The following is a 19,015-nucleotide window of genomic DNA, read 5'->3' on the forward strand; positions in this document are numbered from 1 at the left end:
CCCCTTCTTAAAGTCGTTGTTCGCTGGTTAGCAGGGGCCGAGGCCGCGCGGAACCCTTCAGCGACCTTTCAGCGTCGGGCGAGGCCGGCATAGGCCGCCTCGAGCGACCGCGCGAAGGCGATGGGATCGAACAGATCCGAGCGCCTGACGGCCTCGACGACGCGGGTTTTCAGGCTGGCTTCGGAAGCCAGAACGACGGCCTTGGCGACGTAATCGGCTTCGGACCCGGCGATCAGTTCGGGCAGGCCCACGGCGGTGAGCAGGCTTGCGCCAACCCGGCTGGCGAAGCTCTTCCCAGGCAGGGTCAGGACGGGAACGCCCATGCGCAGGGCGTCACTGGCCGTGGTGTGGGCGCCGTAGGGCCAGGTGTCGAGAACCAGATCGGCCAGGGCGTGGCGCGCTAGATGCCGGTCGTGCGGGACAGGCTCGGCGAAAACCAGGCGCTCGGGCGCGATCCCGGCCGCGACGGCGTGGGCGCGCAGGTTGTCGGCCGCGCCCGGCGCGCCAGCATAGAGCCACAGTACGGCGGCGGGCGCGGCCTTGAGGACCGACATCCAGGCCGCGAACACCTCCGGCGTGATCTTGGCCGGGTTGTTGAAGCAGCAGAATACCGTCGCCCCCTCTGGCAAGCCGACTTCGGCGCGGCTGGGCGGCGGCGATACCGGTTTGAGGGTGTCGTTGGGCTGGTAGTGCGGCAAGCGCACCACCGCCTCCGACCAGTCGGACTCCGCGCCCAGCGGGAGGGTCACGGCGTCCGCGAGGACGACGTCGGCATGCTTGCCCAAGGTCCCCGGATAGCCCAGCCAGCTCACCTGAGCCGGCGCGGCGCGATGGGCCAGGATTCCCGGCCGACCGTCCTGGGTGTAACCCTTGAGGTCCACCGCGATATCAACGCCTTGTTCGCGACACTTCAGAGCGATCGCTGCGTCTGACAGATCCCGCGCCTCGATCCAGTGCTCGCAGGCCGCCTTTAGTCGCGCCTGCAGCGGGCCGCCAGTCTCGGGGCCATACGACACCGCGAAGATCTCGAAGCGAGAGCGGTCATGCGCTTCCAGCACCCCGGCCAGCAGCCGCGCCGTGGCGTGCTCGTGCAGGTCCGAGGAGAGATAGGCGACCCTGATCCGCTCGCCGGCCGGTCGCACCGGCCATACCGGCGGCGGAGCCGGCGGCGGGGCGGTCAGCTGCGCGCACCGGCGGTGCAGGACCGGGATGTCGAAGATCGCCAGGGCCGCGAACGGCGCGATGGCGGACCGGCCGAGCTTCAGGTCCGCCTTGACCAGCATGTCCAGCGCCGCGTCCTCGCGCCAGTCGCAGACCTGGCGGCGCGCCCATAGCAGATCGCCGGCGAGACGCGGATGCAGCGGGTCGATTTCCAGAACGACTTCCAGGTCTCGAGCCGCCTCGGCCGGGCGGTTCAGCAGAGATTTCAGCGCCGCGCGGTTGGCCAGGAAGCTCGGCTCTCGCGGCGCAGAGGCGACGGCGTGATCGAGCGCCAACAGCGCTTCGGTGAAGCCGCCCAGTCGCTGCAATGACACAGCCACGGCGTTGAAGACCGGGGGATTGTCGGGATCGGCCGCCAAGGCGACGCGCGCCGCCGTCACCGCCGCCTGGTCACGGCCCAGGGCCGTCAGGGCCAGGGCCCTCGCCGACAACAGGCCGGATCGCCCGCCATCCAGGGCCAGGCCGGCGTCGAGCGCGGTCAGGGCGGCCTCGGTCTGGTTAAGGCCTAGCCGCGAAACGCCCAGCAGATGCCATGCCTCGACGCTGGGCGAGTCCACGACCAATCGCTCGCACAGGGCGGCGGCTTCGGCCAGGCGGCCGGTCTTGTAGAGATCGAAGGCCTCGCGAGCCGACAACCGCGCCCTAGTCGGCGCGGCTGAAGATCAGCGTGCCGTTGGTGCCGCCGAAGCCGAAGCTGTTGGACATCACCGTTTCCATAGGCTTGTCGACCCGCTGGCGCAGGATCGGCAGGTCGGCGAACTCGGGGTCCAGCTCCTCGATATTGGCGCTCTCGGCGGCGAAGTCGTTGTTGAGCATCAGGATCGAGTAGATGGCCTCCTGCGCGCCGGCCGCGCCCAGGCTGTGGCCGGTCAGCGACTTGGTCGACGAGATCATCGGGGCCTTGTCGCCGAACACCTCGCGCACCGCGCCCATTTCCTTGCTGTCGCCGACCGGCGTCGAGGTGCCGTGCGGGTTCAGATAGTCGATGGCCCGGTCGCCGGCGTCCTTCATGGCGATGCGCATGCAGCGCGCCGCGCCCTCGCCCGACGGGGCGACCATGTCGTAGCCGTCGGAATTGGCCGCGTAGCCCACGAGTTCGCCGTAGATCTTGGCCCCGCGCGCCTTGGCGTGCTCGTACTCTTCCAGCACCACGATTCCGGCGCCGCCGGCGATCACGAAGCCGTCGCGAGCCTTGTCATAGGCGCGGCTGGCCACGGCCGGACGGTCGTTGAAGTTGCTGCTCATGGCACCCATCGCGTCGAACAGGTTCGACAGGGTCCAGTCCAGCTCCTCGCAGCCGCCGGCGAAGACGATGTCCTGCTTGCCCATCTGGATCTGCTCGGCGCCCGCGCCGATGCAGTGGGCGCTGGTCGCGCAGGCCGAGCTGATCGAATAGTTGATGCCGCGGATCTTGAACCAGGTCGACAGCACCGCCGACGGACCCGAGCTCATGGCCTTGGGCACAGCGAACGGGCCGATCCGCTTGGGACCCTTCTCCCGGGTCGTGGCGGCGGCTTCGACGATGACGCGGGTGGACGGACCACCGGAGCCGACGATCAAGCCGGTGCGCTCGTTGGAGATCTCGTTTTCCGACAGGCCAGAGTCGGCGATCGCCTGCTCCATGGCGATGTGGGCGTAGGCCGTGCCGGGCGCCAGGAAGCGCGCGGCGCGGCGGTCCACCAGCGACTCCCACTCGATGTGGGGAGCGGCGTGGACCTGGCAGCGGAAACCCAGTTCGGCGTATTCCGGCGCGGCGATCACGCCGGACTTGGCTTCACGAAGGGACGCCAACACCTCATTGGCGTTGTTGCCGATGGACGAGACGATCCCCAGTCCGGTGACGACGACGCGACGCATATCGTAAATCCTCTTCTCCCCCTCGAAATCCGTCAGGGGCCAGCTCTGTAGGGCCGGTCTCGTCTAACGGATCAGGACGCCATCTGTTCGGGTGTGAACAGTCCGACCTTCAAATCCTTGGTTTCGTAGATGGCCTTGCCGTCGGCTTCCAGGACGCCATCGGCGATTCCCATGACCAACTTACGCATGATCACCCGCTTCAAGTCGATCTTATAGACGACTTTCTTCACGTCCGGCGTCACCTGTCCGGTGAACTTCACCTCGCCGACGCCCAGGGCGCGGCCGCGGCCGGGACCACCCGACCAGCCCAGGAAGAAGCCGACCAGCTGCCACATGGCGTCCAGGCCCAGGCAGCCGGGCATGACGGGGTCGCCGATAAAGTGGCAGCCGAAGAACCAGAGGTCCGGATTGATGTCGAACTCGGCCTCGACATAGCCCTTGCCGTGCTTGCCGCCGTCGGATTCGATCCGGACGATGCGGTCGAACATCAGCATGGGCGGGGCCGGCAGCTGTGCGTTGCCGGGGCCAAACAGCTCGCCGCGGCCACAGGCCAGGAGTTCTTCGAAGGTGTAGGCGTTCTTCTGCATGGGCACGCCCCTAGCACGGCGGCGGGTCAGGTCTCAACGTTTCCCTGCCGGTCGACATCCCTCAAGCGCGGTCTGCGCCTAACCCTTGCGGCACTGCACGACCGGATCGGCGCCCCAGATGTCGCTTTCCTTGGCCCAGCCGGTCGAGCCGTCGGCGCGCAGCTTGCACCAGCCCTTCTCGCACTTGTCGAGTTGGGCGACCGATCGGCCCTTCAGATAGGCGCTGACCTTTGCCCCCGCCTTGGGAGCCCCGAGCAGGGGCAGGTTCGTCGGCAGCACCCGCATGGCCGAGCGGCGGCCGTCGGTCGTGCGCTTGTGCACCCAGGCCAAGCCGCCCTCGGGATCGCAGATCCGCCGCCATTCGCGCGTTTCGGCCACCACCTGCACCGGCAGGCCCTTGGCGTGGTAGATCCACAGCAGCCGATGCGCCTCGTCCGGACCGTTGCGCGCATTGACCTCGGCATATTTCAGCGAGACGTAGCGCGGAACCTCCAGCCCCGACGGGGTGATCTTCGGCCCTTCCGCCCGCGCTGGCCCCGCCAGCAGCGCCAAGGTGACCCCGATCAAGGCGAAACCCATTCGGGACGAACGATGTTCTGATTTCGACGGCATGTTGCTTGGCCCCCTCGGGCCCCTTTGCTACAGCTTTCAAACGCCCGTCAGAGAGAGCTTTTCAAACCGCCCATGGCCGCCCGCAAGCTCAAAGTCATCGTCACCCGCAAACTCCCTGATCCAGTGGAGACGCGGATGTGCGAATTGTTCGATACCGAACTGAACGTCTCCGACAAACCCTTGACGGCGGATGAACTCGTCGACGCCATGGGCCGCGCCGACGTGCTGGTGCCGACGATCACCGATCGTATCGACTCCCGCCTTCTGTCGCGATCCGGCGATCGGCTCAAGCTGATCGCCAATTTCGGGGCCGGTGTGGACAATATCGACGTCGCCACGGCCAATGCGCGCGGCATCATCGTCACCAATACGCCGGGGGTTCTCACCGAAGACACCGCCGACCTGACCATGACCCTGATCATGGCCGCCTCGCGCCGGATCGTCGAAGGGGCCGAAGTGGTCAAGTCCGGCGGCTTCCATGGCTGGTCGCCGACCTGGATGCTGGGCCGCCGCCTGTGGGGCAAGCGCCTGGGCATCATCGGCATGGGCCGCATCGGCCAGGCCGTCGCCCGCCGCGCCAAGGCCTTCGGCATGCAGGTGCACTATCACAACCGCAAGCCCGTCAGCCCGCGCATCGCCGAGGAGCTGGGCTGCACCTATTGGGAAAGCCTCGACCAGATGCTGGCCCGGATGGACTTCATCTCGGTCAACTGTCCGCACACCCCGGCCACCTACCACCTGCTGTCGGCCCGTCGGCTGAAGCTGCTGCGGCCGCACGCCATCGTGGTCAACACCGCGCGCGGCGAGGTGATCGACGAAGGGGCCCTGGCCAACATGCTGGCCAAGGGGGAGATCGCCGGCGCCGGCCTCGACGTCTATGAGCACGAGCCCGCGATCAATCCCAAGCTCCTGAAGCTGCCCAATGTCGTGCTGCTGCCCCACATGGGCTCGGCCACGGTCGAGGGCCGCATCGACATGGGCGAGAAGGTCATCGTCAACGTGAAGACCTTCATGGACGGCCACCGGCCGCCGGACCGCGTGATCCCGTCGATGCTGTAGAGACCTATCGGGTCGTCATGTTCGCGGACATCCGGCCGAAGACCTCGTGCAGGGCCGCCGCCATTTCACGGTCGACCTCGACCTGAGCCAAGGCGCGGCCCATGGCGTCAGTCCATTGACCGGCCGTCGCGGTGTCGATCGGCATAGCGCGGTGCATCGACATCATGCAGACGCCGGGATTGGCGGCGAACCAGTCGCGCGGGCCGCCCAGCCAGCCGGTCAGCCAGCCCTTCAGCGCGGCGCGCACCGTCGTCATGTCGCGCGCGTGCATCGCCCGAAGGCCGGCATAGGCGGGGTCGGTCTCGACGAAATCGTAGAAAGCCTCGACCAGGGCGTCCACGCGCGAAGCGCCGCCGATCTGGTCGAACGCGGTCTGCTGGTCGGTCATCGAACACTCCGGACTCAAAGCCAGCAGGATCGACCCGATCGGCCGACCGCGCCTTGATCCGGCTCAAGCCCTGGCGACTAGCCCCGCATGTCTCCCGTCTCGATGAACCGCTGGTGCCAGGCGAAGGCTTCCATCAGCAGAGTCGGGGACTGCTGGCCGTAGGAGTACCGACGCGCTCTTGCCAGGTAGTCCTTCAGCGCCGGGCGATAGTCCGGGTGCGAGCAGTTCTCGATGATCACCTCGGCCCGCTGGCGGGGCGACAGACCGCGCAGGTCGGCCAGGCCCTGTTCGGTGACCAGGATCTGGACGTCCTGGTTGATGTGGTCGACGTGCGGAGCCTTGGGCACGATGGTCGAGATCTTGCCGCCCTTGGCCGTCGACGGGGCCATGAAGATCGAGACATAGGCGTTGCGGGCGAAGTCGCCGCTGCCGCCGATGCCGTTCTGGATCCGCGAGCCCATCATGTGGGTCGAGTTCACGGCCCCGTGGATGTCGGCCTCGATCATGCCGTTCATGGCGATGCAGCCCAGGCGGCGGATCAGTTCGGGGTGGTTGCTGATCTCCTGCGGGCGCAGCACCAGACGATCGCGGAAACGAGCCATGTCGGCGTTGAGGGTCGCGGCCGCCTCGGGGCTCAGCGAAAACGCCGTGGCCGAGGCGGTCAGCAGCTTGCCGGATTCCATCAGCTCCAGCATTCCGTCCTGCAGTACCTCGGTAAAGGCGGTGAGGTTGTCGAACGGCCCGTCGACCAGGCCCGACATCACCGCGTTGGCGATGTTGCCCACGCCCGACTGCAGCGGCAGCAGACTGGCCGGCAGCCGCCCGCGCGCCACCTCATGGCGGAAGAATTCCAACAGGTGGCCGGCGATCGCCCGATGGTCTTCGCCCGGGGCGTCGAACGGCAGGTTGCGGTCGGGGGAGTCCGTCTCGACGATGGCGACGATCTTGTCCGGGTCGCAGCGGAAATAGGCCTCGCCGATGCGGTCGTGCGGCCGCACCAGCGGGATTGGCACGCGGTTCGGCGGCAGGGCCGTGCCGTAGTAGATGTCGTGCATCCCCTCCAGAGCCGGGTTCTGCCAGCGATTGACCTCCAGGATCACCTTGGAGGCGCGGTCGATCCAGGTCTTGTTGTTGCCCACCGACGAGGACGGGATCAGCGACCCGTCGGGCCGGATGCCGCTGACCTCGATGAGCGCCGTGTCCAGCGGCCCCAGGAACCCCTGCCACGCCATCGGCGCCACCTGGGACAGGTGCATGTCGAAATAGTCCATCTCGCCGCGATTGATCTTGTCGCGGGCGATGGGGTCGGAATTGTAGGGCAGCCGGAACTCGATGCCGTCCGCCTTGGCCAGGGCGCCGTCCAGTTCCGGCCCGGTCGAGGCGCCGGTCCAGACCCGCAGGCGGAAGGGGTTTCCGGCCGCGTGCTCGGCCTCGATGCGGCTGGCCAGGGCCATCGGCACGGCCTTGGGATAGCCCGAGCCCGTGAAGCCGCTCATGCCCACAGTCTCACCGGGCCCGATCAGGGCGGCGGCGGCCTGTGCCGGCATCACCATGGCCTTCAGGCTTTGCAGTCCGATCCGCGATGGGCTCATGTCGTGCCTCCGTCCAAGCTGACGAGGCTTAGCCTAGCAGGCGGAGCGAATTCTTGATCCAGATCAACCCGGATTGGATGGCTGTTTCACCGGATGGGCTTCCAGCCAGGCTTTCAGGTCGGCCGCCGAGCGATCCGGGATCTGCTCCATCGGCACGTGACCCACGCCCGGATAGAGGATCAGGGTCGCGCCCGGTATGGCCTTGTGGAACTTCTCGCCATCGGCGGCCGGGATGAGGCGGTCGTCCTGGCCGACCATCACCAGGGTGGGAACGTGGATCCGCGACAGGTCGGCGGCCGTCGCCAGCCGCCGCGCGCCGGTCTGCAAGCCCAGCAGGATGTCGCGATGCCCCGGGGCGCGGGCCAGATCGACATAGCGATCGACCAGGGCCGGCGTGACCAGCTTGGGATCAAGATAGGCGGCGCGCAGGCCCTGGGCGACCAGCGGGCGACTGTCGATGTCCTTGAGCAAGCGGCGGCCCAGCGGATTGCGCAGGATCGCGAAGATCGAGGCTCCGCCGGCCTTGGTCATCGGCCAGCCCGCCGCGTCGACGAGAACAAGGCGCTCGACCTTGTCCGGATGGTCCAGGGTGTAGGCCCAGGCCACGCCGCCGCCCATCGAATTGCCGCCCAGGGTGAAGCGCGCCAGGCCCAGCTTGCCGGTCACGCCGTCGACCACCGCGCCGAAACCGTCCCGACCCGCGGCATAGCCCGCAGGCGCCCGCGTCAGGCCGTGACCCGGCAGGTCGAGGACGACCACGCGATAGTTGCCCGACAGCGCCTTGGTCCAGGCGTCCCAGGCATGGGTCGAGGCCGAGAAGCCGTGAACCAGTACGATGGCCGGCGCCTCTCGCGGTCCGAGGTCGCGGTAGTGCGCCCGCACGCCGCCCGGCAGGTCCACATACTGGCTGTCGGCATAGCCATACCGCGCTTCCAGCGTGGCATAGGGTATGTCGGGCCGCTGGAGCAGGAACCAGCCCGCCGTGGCCAGGACGGCGATGAGGGCCAGGGCCACGCCAAGGCCGCGCAACAGCGTCTTCATCCCGCCTCTCCGCGATGTGAATCTCATACTAGGCTTTCAGAGAACGATGTTCTTCGTCAAGCGCCGCACGACGGACAATGGGGATCGGCCCCGATCCGCACCGTGCGGGTCTCGGCCGAAAGGGCGTCATAGATCAAGAGCTTGCCCGATAACGGTTCACCCGCGCCGACGATCAGCTTGATCGCCTCGAGCGCCATCATCGATCCGATCGCCCCCGCCAGCGCCCCGACCACGCCGACCAGCGAGCAGGTCTCGGCGTCTGGCGGGGTTTCCGGGACCAGGCAGCGATAGCAGGGCTGGCCTTGGAACACCCCGACCTGGCCGGTCCAGCGGCCCAGAGCGCCGCTGACCAAGGGCTTGCCTTGGGCCAGGGAGGCGTCGCTGACGGCGAAGCGGGTGGCGAAGTCGTCGGTGCCGTCCAGGACGAGGTCATACCGCCTGACGATGTTGCCGGCGTTGGCGGCGTCCAGCCATACCGGGTGGGTTTCGACCGTGGTGTGGGGGTTCAGGGCGGCCAGATGCTCGACCGCCGCCTCGACCTTCGGCCGGCCGACATCGGCGGTGGCGTAGAGCACCTGGCGCTGCAGGTTCGACAGAGAGACGGCGTCCGGGTCGACCAGGCCGATGGTCCCGACCCCGGCGGCGGCCAGATACAGCGCGGCCGGCGCGCCCAGCCCCCCGGCCCCGACCATCAGCACGCGGGCGCTTTTCAGCTTCTGCTGGCCCGGACCGCCCACTTCGCGAAGCACCAGATGGCGAGCGTAGCGCTCGACCTCGTTTGCTGAAAAACTCACAGCGCTTGACCCTCCGGCCCGGCCTCGCCACATGCGAAGCCATGCAAAGCAGCAATTCCTTCCCCGACTGGCACGGCACGACCATTCTGGCGGTGCGCAAGAACGGACAGACCGTGATCGCCGGCGACGGACAGGTCTCCATGGGGCCAACCGTCGTTAAGGGCAACGCCCGTAAGGTCCGACGCCTGGCCGGGGGCAAGGTGGTGGCCGGCTTCGCCGGGGCCACGGCCGACGCCTTCACCCTCATCGAGCGCCTCGAGGCCAAGCTGGAGCAGTACCCGGACCAGCTGGCCAGGGCCTGCGTCGACCTGGCCAAGGACTGGCGGACCGACCGTTATCTGCGGAAGCTCGAAGCCATGCTGCTGGTCGCCGACAAGACCGCCATCTACACCGTCACGGGCGTCGGCGACGTGCTGGAGCCGGGCGAGAGCGCCGACGGCAACGCCGTGGCGGCGATCGGCTCGGGCGGAAATTATGCCTTGGCGGCGGGTAAGGCACTCCTCGACCAGGACCTCTCGGCCGAAGAGATCGCCCGCAAGGCGATGGCCATCGCCGCCGAGATTTGCGTCTACACCAACGGCAATCTGACGGTGGAAAGCCTGTAATGACCGAGTTTTCCCCCCGCGAGATCGTTTCCGAACTGGACCGCTACATCGTCGGCCACGCCGAGGCCAAGAAGGCCGTCGCCGTGGCGCTGCGCAACCGCTGGCGCCGCCGTCGCGTGCCGGCCGACCTGCGCGACGAGGTGACGCCCAAGAACATCCTGCTGATCGGCCCAACCGGCGTGGGCAAGACCGAGATCGCCCGTCGCCTGGCCAAGCTGGCCCAGGCGCCGTTCCTCAAGGTCGAGGCCACCAAGTTCACCGAGGTCGGCTATGTCGGCCGCGACGTCGACCAGATCGTCCGCGATCTCGTCGAAAGCGCGCTCGCCATGGTCCGCGACAAGCGCCGCGCCGCTGTGAAGGCGAAGGCCGAAGCCGCCGCCGAGGAGCGCATCCTCGACGCCCTGACCGGCCCTGGCTCGACCGCCGCCCGCGACAGTTTCCGCAAGAAACTGCGCGCCGGTGAGCTGGACGATAAGGATATCGAGCTGCAGCTGGCCGACACCGGCGGCGGCGGCAGTTTCGAGATCCCCGGCCAGCCCGGCGCCCAGGTGCTGAACCTGTCGGAAATGATGAAGTCGTTCGGCGGTGGTCGCACCAAGACCCACAAGACCACCGTCTCGGCCGCCTGGACCCCGCTGATCGCCGAGGAGAGCGACAAGCTGCTCGACCAGGAAGCCCTCACCCAGGAGGCCCTCGAGCTGACCGAGAACCACGGCATCGTCTTCCTGGACGAGATCGACAAGGTCGCCAGCAGTTCGCAGCGCTCGGGCGCCGACGTTTCCCGCGAGGGCGTGCAGCGGGACTTGCTGCCGCTGATCGAGGGCACCACGGTCTCGACCAAGTACGGGCCGGTGAAGACCGACCACATCCTGTTCATCGCCTCGGGCGCCTTCCACGTGGCCAAGCCGTCGGACCTGCTGCCCGAACTGCAAGGCCGCCTGCCGATCCGCGTCGAGCTGAAAGGCCTGTCACGCGACGACATGCGCCGCATCCTGACCGAGCCGGAAGCCAACCTGATCCGCCAGCACCAGGCCCTGATGCTGACCGAAGGCGTGACCCTGACCTTCACCGACGAAGCCATCGACGCCCTGGCCGACGCGGCCGTGGCGGTGAACAACTCGGTGGAGAACATCGGCGCCCGCCGGCTGCAGACGATCCTGGAGAAGGTGGTCGAGGAGATCAGCTTCTCGGCGGCCGATCGTAGCGGCGAGACCGTTGCGATCGACGCGGCCTATGTGCAGGAGCGGATCGGGGCTTTGGCGGCCAATGCCGACCTCAGCCGGTTTATCCTTTAGGGCGACCGAAAACCCCGCCCTTCGACAAGCTCAGGGTGAGGTTTTCTACTGATCGGCGGCAAGAGTAGTCCTCACCCTGAGCCTGTCGAAGGGCGAGGACGGACCCTGGGTTTCATGAGGCGACCGCGACCGCCTCCATCCCCAGGATCGCCGCCTTGCGCGCCAGGCCCCAATGGTAGCCGGTCAGCTTGCCGCTCTTGCCGATCGCCCGGTGACAGGGGATCAGCAGCGAGATCGGGTTGGCCCCGATGGCGCCGCCCGTGGCCTGGAACGCCTTGGGCTTGCCGGCCCAGCAGGCGACCTGGCCGTAGGTGGCGGTCTCGCCGGCCGGGATCCGCAGTAGGGCCTTCCAGACCTGCACATGATAGGGCGAGCCGATCAGCACGACCGGCAACGGCCCTTCCCCGCCTGTGAAGGCGTGGATCGCCGTGGCCTGAGCGGCCTCATCGTCCTGTCGCCAGTCGGCGGCCGGGAAGCGGCGGTGCATGTCGGCGAAGGTCGCTTCGTCGTCGCCGTCCGAAAAGGCCAGGCCCGCCAGGCCGCGTTCGGCCATCACGAACAGGCCCTTGCCGAACGGCGTCGGGGCCCACCCCCAGCGCAGCAGCATCCCCGCCCCGCGCCGGCGCACCTCGCCGGGGGTCGCGGCCTCCTGGGCGATGAACAGGTCGTGCAGGCGCGAGGGCCCCGACAGCCCGGCGTCGAAGGCCGCGTCCAGCACCGTGCCGCCGGCTTCCAGCGAGCGGCGGGCCTCGGCGTGGGCGATGGCCGAGACGAAGCTCTTGGGGCTGACCCCGGCCCAGCGGGTGAAGATGCGTTGAAAGTGGAACGGCGACAGGCCTACGGCCTGGGCGGCCTCGTCCAGCGAGGGATGATCCGACCACCGCTCGGCCAGCCAGTCGAGCGCCTTGGCCATGCGGTGGTAGTCGACCGAGCGCTCAGCCAGGCGAGCCAACTCCTGGCTGGCCATCTCCGGGATTGCGGTCGGAAAAGGGGATGCGTCGTAGGCCATGCTCATAGGCTATGGCGCGCGCAGAACAGTGTCCGCCCGGTTCTTGCTGTCGGTGTCCAGGCGGTCACGACCAGCGCTCGTTGCGGGCAGCGCGGACGGCGTCCTGAAGAGCATTGGCGAAGTCCATGCGCTCGACCGGCGCCAGGGCTCGGCCGATCGTCAGGCGCCGACGGTAGATCATCAGGCGAACCCGCGCCTCATGCTCGCCCGGCTGCTCGACACCGACCCGGGTGAAAGCCGTGGGCGAGGTCCAGATCTGACGGCTGCCCTTCTCATCCTCTCGGCTGACCGTGATCGCCTCGGCTGTGACGTGCACGCGCTCGGCCCGACGCGCGGCGCGGGCGCTGGCCCTCAGGCCCAGCCAGACGCCCAGCACATCCAGGCCCAGGAATGGCAGCACCACCGGCGCGCGCAGCACGAGCAGGAACAGGGCGATGAGCAGGTTGAAGGCGATGACCACGCCCAGCACGATCTTCATGCCCCGATCGCTCAGCGACCGGTTCGGCGTGATCAGGGTGTCCATGTAGATCGGCGCGGCCATGGGTCGGAAATCTAGTCGCGCTGCCGATGCTTGGCGAGACGTTCGTACCACGGCATGGTCCCCGCCATGGCCAAGCCCTCGCTGACGAAGAAGAAGAAACCCGCCCAAAAGCGCATCAGCCCCGCCGAGCGCGAACGGGTCGAGGTGCTGTTCGCGCGGTTCGAAAGCCTGGAGCTGCATCCCAAGACCGAGCTCAACTACGCCAACCCCTATGAGTTGGTGACCGCCGTGGCCCTGTCGGCCCAGGCCACAGACGTCCAGGTCAACAAGGCCACCGGCCCGCTGTTCCAGGTCGCCGACAGCGCGCAGAAAATGCTGGAGCTCGGCGAAGAAGGGCTGATCAGGTACATCGCCTCGATCGGCCTGTTCCGCACCAAGGCCAAGAACGTCATCGCCGCCGCCCATATCCTGATGGACAAGCACGGCGGTCAGGTCCCGCTGAACCGTGAGGATCTGGAAGCCCTGCCCGGCGTGGGCCGCAAGACCGCCAGCGTGGTGCTGAACGAGCTGGACATCGAGCCCGCCATCGCCGTGGACACCCACGTCTTCCGCGTCGCCCACCGCCTGAAGCTGTCAGCCGGCAAAACCCCCGACGCGGTCGAGCAGGACCTGATGCGGATCGTGCCGGTTCCGTATCAGACCCGGGCGCACCACTGGCTGATCCTGCACGGCCGCTATGTCTGCGTGGCGCGCAAGCCCAAGTGCGAGATCTGCAGGATCAGCGACCTGTGCCCTTCGCGAGAGCTGTTTCTGGGGGCTTAGCCGATCGCCTTGATCACCGCCTGGGCGAAGGCCTCGCCCTGGTCATGCGCGTGTTCCAGGAAGAGATCCGGCTCGATCGCCTCCAGCTCCATCAGCTGCGGCGTGTGCTCCAGACCCCGGATCAGGTCGACACGGGCATAGGTCAGGGGCGCGCCGGCCGCTTCCAGCACCATCTCGGCCGCGCGCAGGGCCTCGGGCTCGGGCGCGATCTCGGTCGCCCTGCCGCCGAACTGCGGCTGGACGCGGAAGTCGCCCTCCACGGCCACCTTGGCCACCGCGTGGCTGAAATGGCCGTCGAAATAGAACAGCGACAGTTCGCCCTCCTCGCCCACCGCCGGCAGGAACGGCTGGATCAGGGCCGGACCCGTAGGGCCGCCTTCGAGCGAGCCGTGGCGCTTGACCCGGATGGTCTCGTGCGAGCCGGCCGAGATCTGCGGCTTGACCACCACCTCGTCGACCCCGAACGCGTCGAAGGCGGCCTGGACGTGCTCCAGCGTCAGGGCGTCGTGCGCGTGGGTCGGGACGACCGGCGCGCCCTTCCCGGCCAGCTCCACCAGATAGGTCTTGGTCGAGTTCCAGCGCAGCACCGCAGGCGAATTGACCATGCGGAGACCGGCCGCCTCGAAAGCGTCCAGCTGGGCGAACCAGTCGGCCTGGCGAGCGTGGTAGCCCCAAGCCAGGGAGGGCATGACCAGACGCGCCTGGTCCTGGTCCACCCGGTCCGTCCACGGCTGGGCGGCGATGGTCAGGCCGTGGCGGCGCAGCGGTCCGGCCAGGCGCTCCAGCAGCGGCGCCCAGCTGTCGCCATAGCGGTGCTCGTCGCGGGCGGGGACCAGGATCAGGATGTCGGCCATCGGCATACTCGCGTTCAACGAAGCCTCGCAGCTAAGATGTCGCGACCGGTCGGGCAAGCCTTGCGTTGCCTTGAGCTCCCACTTCCTTTAATCGCCAAGTGTTTCGGGCTTGCCCGCCCTGTTCTTTCAAAGGTTTGTTCCGCTCCATGACCGCGCTCTACGACGTCGCCGGCATCGGCAACGCCATCGTCGACGTCATCGCCCAGTGCGACGACGCCTTCCTCGCCAAGGAAGGCCTGACCAAGGGCTCGATGGCCCTGATTGACCCGGCGCGGGCCGCGAGCCTGTACGACGCCATGGCCTCGGGCATCGAAGCCTCGGGCGGCAGCGTCGCCAACACCATGGCCGGCATCGCCAGCTTCGGCGGCAAGGCCGCCTATATCGGCAAGGTCGCCGACGACCAGCTGGGCCGCGTCTTCCGCCACGACATGAACGCCATCGGCTGCGTGTTCACCACGCCCGCCCTGGCCGAGGGCCCGGCCACCGCCCAGAGCCTGATCAACGTCACCGCCGACGCCCAGCGCACCATGTCGACCTATCTCGGCGCGTGCGTCGAGCTGTCCAGCGCCGATGTCGATCCCGAGATCATCGAAGCCGCCCAGGTCTCGTATCTGGAAGGCTATCTGTTCGACCCGCCGGAAGCCCGCCGCGCCTTCGCCAAGGCCGCCGCCCTCGCCCACGGCGCCGGCCGCAAGATCGCGATCACCCTGTCAGACAGCTTCGTGGTCGAACGCCACCGCGCCGGTCTGCTGGGCTTCATCCAGACCCAGTGCGACATCGTTTTCGCCAACGCCGCCGAGGTCTGCGCCCTGTTCGAAACCGACGACTTCGACGCCGCGACCAAGGCGCTGGCCGAGATGGTCGAGATCGCCGCCGTCACCCGCAGCGAAAAGGGTTCGGTCGTGGCCTCGGGCGGGCAGCTTCACGAAATCTCGGCCTACCCCGTGGAAAAAGTCGTGGACACGACCGGCGCGGGCGACCAATACGCCGCTGGTTTCCTCTACGGCCTGACCCAGGGCCGTCCGCTGCCGGTCTGCGGCCAGCTGGGCTCCCTGGCCGCCGCCGAGGTCATCGACCACTACGGCCCGCGCCCGCAGGTTTCCCTGCGCGAGCTGGCCGCGAAGAATGGACTTTAGGAAGCTCATGGCCCGCACCGCTGAAGTGGTCCGCGAGACGAAGGAGACCCAGATCCGGGTCTGGATCGATCTCGACGGGACCGGCGTCTCGACGATCTCCACCGGCATTGGTTTCTACGACCATATGCTGGAGAGCTTCGCGCGCCACGGCGGCTTCGACCTCAAGGTCGAGACCAAGGGCGACCTGCATATCGACATGCACCACACGGTCGAGGACACCGGCATCGTGCTGGGCCAAGCGATCAACAAGGCGCTGGACGGCTTCAAGGGCATCCGCCGCTTCGGCGCGGCCTATATCCCGATGGACGAGACCCTGACGCGCTGCGCCATCGATCTGTCCAACCGGCCGTATCTGATCTGGAAGGTCGATTTCAAGCGACCCAAGGTCGGCGAGATGGACACCGAGCTCTTCAAGGAGTTCCACCACGCGTTCGCGATGAACTGCGGGGCGTGCGTGCATCTGGAGACCCTGTACGGCGATAACACCCACCATGTGGCCGAAAGCGGCTTCAAGGCCCTGGCCCGGGCGCTGCGTCAGGCGGTCGAGATCGACCCGAAGACCGGCGGCCAGGCTCCGTCCACCAAGGGCGTGCTGTAAGGATACTCCATGCAGACCGTCGCCCTGATCGATTACGGGTCGGGCAACCTGCGTTCGGCCGAAAAGGCCCTGCGTGAGGCGGCCCGCCGCCGCGCGCTCGACGCCGACATCGTCGTCACCGCCGATCCCGACCTTGTCGCCAAGGCCGACCGCGTCTTCCTGCCCGGCGTCGGGGCCTTCGCCTCGTGCCGCGCCGGACTGGACGCCACCGGCGTGTATGAAGCCATGAACCAGGCCGTGCACGGTCGGGGCGTCCCCTTCATGGGCATCTGCGTCGGTCACCAGCTGCTGGCGACGGAAGGCCTTGAGTTCGGCGTCACGCCGGGCTTGGACTGGATCGCCGGCCAGGTGAAGAAGCTCACGCCGAACGATCCTTCGCTGACCATCCCGCACATGGGCTGGAACGCCATCACCTTTGCCCGCGCTCATGCCCTGTTCCAGGGGATCGAGGACGGCGCCCACATGTACTACGCCAACTCCTTCGCCCTCGACGCGGCCGACCCGGCCGATGTCGTGGCCACCACCGACCACGGCGGCCCGTTCGTCGCGGCGGTGGCCAAGGGCAATGTCGCGGGCGTACAGTTTCACCCCGAAAAGTCACAAGCTTCAGGGCTCGCCCTGCTCGCCAACTTCCTGGAATGGCGCCCATGATCCTCTATCCCGCCATCGACCTGAAGGACGGCCAGTGCGTGCGCCTGCTGCACGGCGACATGGAGAAGGCCACGGTCTTCAACACTTCGCCCGCCGACCAGGCCCAGCGCTTCGTCAAGGACGGCTTCTCGTGGCTTCACGTCGTCGACCTGAACGGCGCCATCGAGGGCAAGTCGGTCAACACCGCCGCCGTGGAGTCGATCCTGGAATCGATCTCCATCCCGGTGCAGCTGGGCGGCGGCATCCGCACGCTGGAAGGCGTCGAGGCCTGGATCGAGGCCGGCGTCTCCCGCGTCATCCTCGGCACCGTGGCCGTCCACGACCCGGACCTGGTCCGCAAGGCCGCCCGCCTGTGGCCGGAACAGATCGCCGTGGCCGTCGACGTGCGTGACGGCAAGGTCGCGATCGACGGCTGGACCGGCCTGTCGGACCTGTCGGCCATCGACCTGTCGCGTCGCTTCGAGGACGTCGGCGTCGCCGCCCTGATCATCACCGACATCAGCCGCGACGGCGCCCTGACCGGGGTCAATGTCGAAGGCGTGGGCGAACTGGCCGACGCGGTCTCGATCCCGGTCATCGCCTCGGGCGGCGTGGCTGCAGTCGCCGACATCGAGCGCCTCAAGGCCCGTCCGGGCGTCGAGATCGCCGGCGCCATCCTGGGCCGCTCGCTCTATGCCGGCACGATCAAGCCTTCCGAAGCCCTGATCGCGGCGGCCGCCTGATGCTGAAGACCCGGATCATTCCCTGCCTCGACGTGAAGGACGGGCGGGTGGTCAAGGGGGTCAATTTCGTCTCCCTGCGCGACGCCGGCGATCCGGTGGAGCAGGCTCGCGCCTATGACGCCGCCGGCGCCGACGAGCTGATGTTCCTGGACATCACCGCCTCCAGCGAGGGACGCGGCCTGATCCTGGACGTCATCTCGCGCACGGCCGAGGTCTGCTTCATGCCCGTCTCGGTGGGCGGGGGCGTCCGCCAGGTTTCCGACATGCGCCGCCTGCTGCTGGCCGGGGCCGACAAGGTCTCGACCAACACCGCCGCCGTCGAGAACCCCGACCTGATCGCCGCCGGCGCCGACGCCTTCGGGGCCCAATGCGTGGTCGTGGCCATCGACGCCAAGCTGCGCGAAGACGGCTCGGGCTGGAACGTCTGGACCTATGGCGGCCGCAAGGACACCGGGATCGACGTGGTCGAATGGGCCGCCAAGGTCGTGGAGCGCGGCGCGGGCGAGATCCTGCTGACCTCGATGGACCGCGACGGGGCCAAGATCGGCTACGACATTCCCCTGCTGAAGGCCGTGACCGGCGCCGTGAACGTGCCGGTGATCGCTTCGGGCGGGGCCGGCAAGACCGAGCACCTCGTCGAAGCCGCCCGCGACGGCCACGCCGCCGCCGTGCTGGCCGCCTCGATCTTCCACTTCGGCGAGATCAGCATCGGCGAGGCCAAGCAGGCCATGGCCGACGCCGGCATCCCGGTGCGCCTGGACAGGAGCGCCGCATGAGCCGCCTGACTGAAGTCCTGGATCGCCTGGCTGCGACGATCGAAGCCCGCAAGGGCGGCGATCCGTCGGTTTCCTACACTGCCAAGCTGCTCAACGACCCCGCCCTGGCTGCGAAAAAGCTGGGCGAGGAAGCGGTTGAAACCGTAATCGCCGCCGTGGCCCAAGGCCCGGATGCCTTGGCCGCCGAGAGCGCTGACCTGCTGTACCACTGGCTGGCCCTGATGGCCGCTTCGGGCGTCTCTCTGGACGCCGTGGCCGAGAGGCTGGAAGCCCGCGAGGGCACGTCCGGCATCGCCGAGAAGGCCTCCCGGAAGACCTAGCCCAGCAACTTGCTGAGAAAGGCCGAGTGCAGGCTCCAGCCCAGGAAGCCCGCCAGGCCCATCGTCACGCCCAGCGCCCCGAACCCCCACGACGCCCACAGCGCCGCCGGGATCTCGACCAGCGCCGCCACCGCCGCGATCGATACCGCGATCGAGATCAGGGCGTCCGAGGCGTCGAACTGGTCGTCATGGACGTTGAGGGCGTCGTACTGCGCCGAAAACCCCTCGGCCTTGGCCTTGAGCACGGGAATCTCCGCCCGGTACTTGGCGATCTCGGTCTGCAGCCGCTGGGTCTCGACCTGGACGGCCTCCGCCGCCCGATGGTCGCCGGACACCGACAGCAGGCGCGTCTGGTTCAGCGCCGTCTGGTCGATGTGGAGCTTGGTCTTGGTGGCCTGGTACTCGTTCCAGGCGTCGACGCTATCAGACTGGGCCTGCTGCATGGCCTGGACGATGTTGCCGTCCTTGACGCCGCACAGGCCCATGAAGATCGACAGGGCCACGACGGTGATCGCCACCCTCCGATTGAAGCTCTTGTCCTTGGCCTCGGCCCCGATCTCGATGTCCATGCGCGCCTCCAGGCTTCGGTGAAGCT

The 19,015-nt window shown here is 68.0% G+C and carries 22 protein-coding genes and 1 pseudogene; 10 read left to right on the top strand and 13 right to left on the bottom strand.

Going from position 1 to position 19,015, the window contains the following annotated elements; all coding sequences use genetic code 11:
* Nucleotides 1-68: 68 nt before the first annotated feature.
* From CSW62_RS24165 to CSW62_RS24180, 4 genes are all read right to left on the bottom strand, one after another.
* Nucleotides 69-1,856 carry a hypothetical protein gene (locus tag CSW62_RS24165; RefSeq protein ID WP_099582009.1) on the bottom strand — a complete coding sequence of 596 codons (1,788 nt, stop codon included), beginning with the start codon at nucleotides 1,854-1,856 and terminating at the stop codon, nucleotides 69-71.
* Nucleotides 1,857-1,863: 7 nt separating this feature from the next.
* Nucleotides 1,864-3,078 (bottom strand): beta-ketoacyl-ACP synthase I, encoded by a 1,215-nt coding sequence (gene fabB / locus CSW62_RS24170; RefSeq protein WP_099582010.1) that lies wholly within the window; start codon nucleotides 3,076-3,078, stop codon nucleotides 1,864-1,866.
* Between the two features lie 71 nt (nucleotides 3,079-3,149).
* A complete protein-coding gene (gene fabA, locus CSW62_RS24175; RefSeq protein ID WP_099582011.1) occupies nucleotides 3,150-3,665 on the bottom strand; it encodes a 3-hydroxyacyl-[acyl-carrier-protein] dehydratase FabA in 516 nt (171 codons plus the stop codon).
* A 78-nt stretch (nucleotides 3,666-3,743) separates the two neighbouring features.
* Nucleotides 3,744-4,277: an SH3 domain-containing protein gene (locus CSW62_RS24180; RefSeq protein ID WP_099582012.1), complete on the bottom strand. Its 534-nt coding sequence runs from the start codon at nucleotides 4,275-4,277 to the stop codon at nucleotides 3,744-3,746.
* Between the two features lie 72 nt (nucleotides 4,278-4,349).
* On the opposite strand from CSW62_RS24180, the gene CSW62_RS24185 reads away from it, so the two are divergent.
* Nucleotides 4,350-5,336 carry a D-glycerate dehydrogenase gene (locus CSW62_RS24185; protein WP_099582013.1) on the top strand — a complete coding sequence of 329 codons (987 nt, stop codon included), beginning with the start codon at nucleotides 4,350-4,352 and terminating at the stop codon, nucleotides 5,334-5,336.
* 4 nt (nucleotides 5,337-5,340) lie between these two features.
* Here the strand turns inward: CSW62_RS24185 and CSW62_RS24190 are convergent, their stop codons facing one another.
* From CSW62_RS24190 to CSW62_RS24205, 4 genes are all read right to left on the bottom strand, one after another.
* On the bottom strand, nucleotides 5,341-5,724 hold the full coding sequence (locus tag CSW62_RS24190; protein ID WP_099582014.1) for a group II truncated hemoglobin: 384 nt from the start codon (nucleotides 5,722-5,724) through the stop codon (nucleotides 5,341-5,343).
* 77 nt (nucleotides 5,725-5,801) lie between these two features.
* Nucleotides 5,802-7,316: an acetyl-CoA hydrolase/transferase family protein gene (locus tag CSW62_RS24195; protein ID WP_099582015.1), complete on the bottom strand. Its 1,515-nt coding sequence runs from the start codon at nucleotides 7,314-7,316 to the stop codon at nucleotides 5,802-5,804.
* A 63-nt stretch (nucleotides 7,317-7,379) separates the two neighbouring features.
* The gene (locus CSW62_RS24200; RefSeq protein ID WP_099582016.1) at nucleotides 7,380-8,357 is read right to left on the bottom strand and encodes an alpha/beta fold hydrolase; all 978 of its coding nucleotides are present in this window, start codon (nucleotides 8,355-8,357) and stop codon (nucleotides 7,380-7,382) included.
* Nucleotides 8,358-8,413: 56 nt separating this feature from the next.
* Nucleotides 8,414-9,151, bottom strand: coding sequence for a molybdopterin-synthase adenylyltransferase MoeB (locus tag CSW62_RS24205; RefSeq protein ID WP_199170686.1), 738 nt, complete (start codon nucleotides 9,149-9,151; stop codon nucleotides 8,414-8,416).
* A 5-nt stretch (nucleotides 9,152-9,156) separates the two neighbouring features.
* On the opposite strand from CSW62_RS24205, the gene hslV reads away from it, so the two are divergent.
* Both hslV and hslU read left to right on the top strand, forming a co-directional pair.
* Complete coding sequence (hslV, locus tag CSW62_RS24210; RefSeq protein WP_199170687.1) at nucleotides 9,157-9,756, top strand: ATP-dependent protease subunit HslV; 600 nt, start codon at nucleotides 9,157-9,159, stop codon at nucleotides 9,754-9,756.
* The gene (hslU, locus tag CSW62_RS24215) at nucleotides 9,756-11,051 is read left to right on the top strand and encodes an ATP-dependent protease ATPase subunit HslU (protein ID WP_099582019.1); all 1,296 of its coding nucleotides are present in this window, start codon (nucleotides 9,756-9,758) and stop codon (nucleotides 11,049-11,051) included. The genes hslV and hslU overlap by 1 nt, the downstream gene beginning before the upstream one ends.
* Nucleotides 11,052-11,059: 8 nt before the next feature.
* On the opposite strand, the pseudogene CSW62_RS27555 reads toward hslU, so the two are convergent.
* The 3 genes and pseudogenes from CSW62_RS27555 to CSW62_RS24225 form a co-directional block, all read right to left on the bottom strand.
* Nucleotides 11,060-11,157: pseudogene (locus CSW62_RS27555) on the bottom strand (hypothetical protein); the annotation flags it as partial.
* A gap of 6 nt (nucleotides 11,158-11,163) precedes the next feature.
* Nucleotides 11,164-12,066: a methylated-DNA--[protein]-cysteine S-methyltransferase gene (locus CSW62_RS24220; protein WP_099582020.1), complete on the bottom strand. Its 903-nt coding sequence runs from the start codon at nucleotides 12,064-12,066 to the stop codon at nucleotides 11,164-11,166.
* Nucleotides 12,067-12,124: 58 nt separating this feature from the next.
* Nucleotides 12,125-12,601: a DUF2244 domain-containing protein gene (locus CSW62_RS24225; RefSeq protein WP_099582021.1), complete on the bottom strand. Its 477-nt coding sequence runs from the start codon at nucleotides 12,599-12,601 to the stop codon at nucleotides 12,125-12,127.
* A gap of 54 nt (nucleotides 12,602-12,655) precedes the next feature.
* On the opposite strand from CSW62_RS24225, the gene nth reads away from it, so the two are divergent.
* On the top strand, nucleotides 12,656-13,363 hold the full coding sequence (gene nth / locus CSW62_RS24230; protein WP_099582022.1) for an endonuclease III: 708 nt from the start codon (nucleotides 12,656-12,658) through the stop codon (nucleotides 13,361-13,363).
* On the opposite strand, the gene CSW62_RS24235 is transcribed toward nth, so the two are convergent.
* Nucleotides 13,360-14,217, bottom strand: a complete 858-nt coding sequence (locus CSW62_RS24235; protein WP_099582450.1) for a RimK family alpha-L-glutamate ligase — start codon at nucleotides 14,215-14,217, stop codon at nucleotides 13,360-13,362. The genes nth and CSW62_RS24235 overlap by 4 nt on opposite strands.
* Before the next feature lie 146 nt (nucleotides 14,218-14,363).
* Here CSW62_RS24235 and CSW62_RS24240 point away from each other — a divergent pair, with 146 nt between their 5' ends.
* Genes CSW62_RS24240 through CSW62_RS24265 form a run of 6 tightly spaced genes read left to right on the top strand, consistent with a single transcriptional unit; the run spans nucleotide 14,364 to nucleotide 18,420 of the window.
* Entirely contained in the window at nucleotides 14,364-15,353 is a 990-nt protein-coding gene (locus CSW62_RS24240) for an adenosine kinase (RefSeq protein ID WP_099582023.1), read from the top strand.
* Nucleotides 15,354-15,360: 7 nt separating this feature from the next.
* The gene (hisB, locus tag CSW62_RS24245) at nucleotides 15,361-15,951 is read left to right on the top strand and encodes an imidazoleglycerol-phosphate dehydratase HisB (RefSeq protein ID WP_099582024.1); all 591 of its coding nucleotides are present in this window, start codon (nucleotides 15,361-15,363) and stop codon (nucleotides 15,949-15,951) included.
* Between the two features lie 9 nt (nucleotides 15,952-15,960).
* Nucleotides 15,961-16,602: an imidazole glycerol phosphate synthase subunit HisH gene (gene hisH / locus CSW62_RS24250; RefSeq protein WP_099582025.1), complete on the top strand. Its 642-nt coding sequence runs from the start codon at nucleotides 15,961-15,963 to the stop codon at nucleotides 16,600-16,602.
* Entirely contained in the window at nucleotides 16,590-17,324 is a 735-nt protein-coding gene (gene hisA, locus CSW62_RS24255; protein ID WP_199170688.1) for a 1-(5-phosphoribosyl)-5-[(5-phosphoribosylamino)methylideneamino]imidazole-4-carboxamide isomerase, read from the top strand. Before hisH ends, hisA begins: the two co-directional genes overlap by 13 nt.
* On the top strand, nucleotides 17,324-18,100 hold the full coding sequence (gene hisF / locus CSW62_RS24260) for an imidazole glycerol phosphate synthase subunit HisF (protein ID WP_099582027.1): 777 nt from the start codon (nucleotides 17,324-17,326) through the stop codon (nucleotides 18,098-18,100). Before hisA ends, hisF begins: the two co-directional genes overlap by 1 nt.
* A complete protein-coding gene (locus CSW62_RS24265) occupies nucleotides 18,097-18,420 on the top strand; it encodes a phosphoribosyl-ATP diphosphatase (RefSeq protein ID WP_099582028.1) in 324 nt (107 codons plus the stop codon). The genes hisF and CSW62_RS24265 overlap by 4 nt, the downstream gene beginning before the upstream one ends.
* On the opposite strand, the gene CSW62_RS24270 is transcribed toward CSW62_RS24265, so the two are convergent.
* Complete coding sequence (locus CSW62_RS24270; protein WP_099582029.1) at nucleotides 18,417-18,989, bottom strand: DUF4337 domain-containing protein; 573 nt, start codon at nucleotides 18,987-18,989, stop codon at nucleotides 18,417-18,419. The two genes, CSW62_RS24265 and CSW62_RS24270, sit on opposite strands and share 4 nt — an antisense overlap.
* Nucleotides 18,990-19,015: the final 26 nt, after the last annotated feature.

This window comes from Caulobacter sp. FWC2 (assembly GCF_002742625.1).
Lineage (GTDB): Bacteria > Pseudomonadota > Alphaproteobacteria > Caulobacterales > Caulobacteraceae > Caulobacter.

What these genes read in the sequence shown, in the direction of transcription:
- hisA (WP_199170688.1), top strand. Translation starts at nt 16,590, where the DNA reads ATGGCGCCCATGATCCTCTATCCCGCCATCGACCTGAAGGACGGCCAG.
- hslU (WP_099582019.1), top strand. Translation starts at nt 9,756, where the DNA reads ATGACCGAGTTTTCCCCCCGCGAGATCGTTTCCGAACTGGACCGCTAC.
- hisH (WP_099582025.1), top strand. Translation starts at nt 15,961, where the DNA reads ATGCAGACCGTCGCCCTGATCGATTACGGGTCGGGCAACCTGCGTTCG.
- CSW62_RS24240 (WP_099582023.1), top strand. Translation starts at nt 14,364, where the DNA reads ATGACCGCGCTCTACGACGTCGCCGGCATCGGCAACGCCATCGTCGAC.
- CSW62_RS24185 (WP_099582013.1), top strand. Translation starts at nt 4,350, where the DNA reads ATGGCCGCCCGCAAGCTCAAAGTCATCGTCACCCGCAAACTCCCTGAT.
- CSW62_RS24220 (WP_099582020.1), bottom strand. Translation starts at nt 12,066, where the DNA reads ATGAGCATGGCCTACGACGCATCCCCTTTTCCGACCGCAATCCCGGAG.
- CSW62_RS24190 (WP_099582014.1), bottom strand. Translation starts at nt 5,724, where the DNA reads ATGACCGACCAGCAGACCGCGTTCGACCAGATCGGCGGCGCTTCGCGC.
- CSW62_RS24265 (WP_099582028.1), top strand. Translation starts at nt 18,097, where the DNA reads ATGAGCCGCCTGACTGAAGTCCTGGATCGCCTGGCTGCGACGATCGAA.
- CSW62_RS24235 (WP_099582450.1), bottom strand. Translation starts at nt 14,217, where the DNA reads ATGGCCGACATCCTGATCCTGGTCCCCGCCCGCGACGAGCACCGCTAT.
- CSW62_RS24225 (WP_099582021.1), bottom strand. Translation starts at nt 12,601, where the DNA reads ATGGCCGCGCCGATCTACATGGACACCCTGATCACGCCGAACCGGTCG.
- nth (WP_099582022.1), top strand. Translation starts at nt 12,656, where the DNA reads ATGGTCCCCGCCATGGCCAAGCCCTCGCTGACGAAGAAGAAGAAACCC.
- CSW62_RS24270 (WP_099582029.1), bottom strand. Translation starts at nt 18,989, where the DNA reads ATGGACATCGAGATCGGGGCCGAGGCCAAGGACAAGAGCTTCAATCGG.
- hisF (WP_099582027.1), top strand. Translation starts at nt 17,324, where the DNA reads ATGCTGAAGACCCGGATCATTCCCTGCCTCGACGTGAAGGACGGGCGG.
- CSW62_RS24180 (WP_099582012.1), bottom strand. Translation starts at nt 4,277, where the DNA reads ATGCCGTCGAAATCAGAACATCGTTCGTCCCGAATGGGTTTCGCCTTG.
- CSW62_RS24195 (WP_099582015.1), bottom strand. Translation starts at nt 7,316, where the DNA reads ATGAGCCCATCGCGGATCGGACTGCAAAGCCTGAAGGCCATGGTGATG.
- fabB (WP_099582010.1), bottom strand. Translation starts at nt 3,078, where the DNA reads ATGCGTCGCGTCGTCGTCACCGGACTGGGGATCGTCTCGTCCATCGGC.
- fabA (WP_099582011.1), bottom strand. Translation starts at nt 3,665, where the DNA reads ATGCAGAAGAACGCCTACACCTTCGAAGAACTCCTGGCCTGTGGCCGC.
- hisB (WP_099582024.1), top strand. Translation starts at nt 15,361, where the DNA reads ATGGCCCGCACCGCTGAAGTGGTCCGCGAGACGAAGGAGACCCAGATC.
- CSW62_RS24200 (WP_099582016.1), bottom strand. Translation starts at nt 8,357, where the DNA reads ATGAAGACGCTGTTGCGCGGCCTTGGCGTGGCCCTGGCCCTCATCGCC.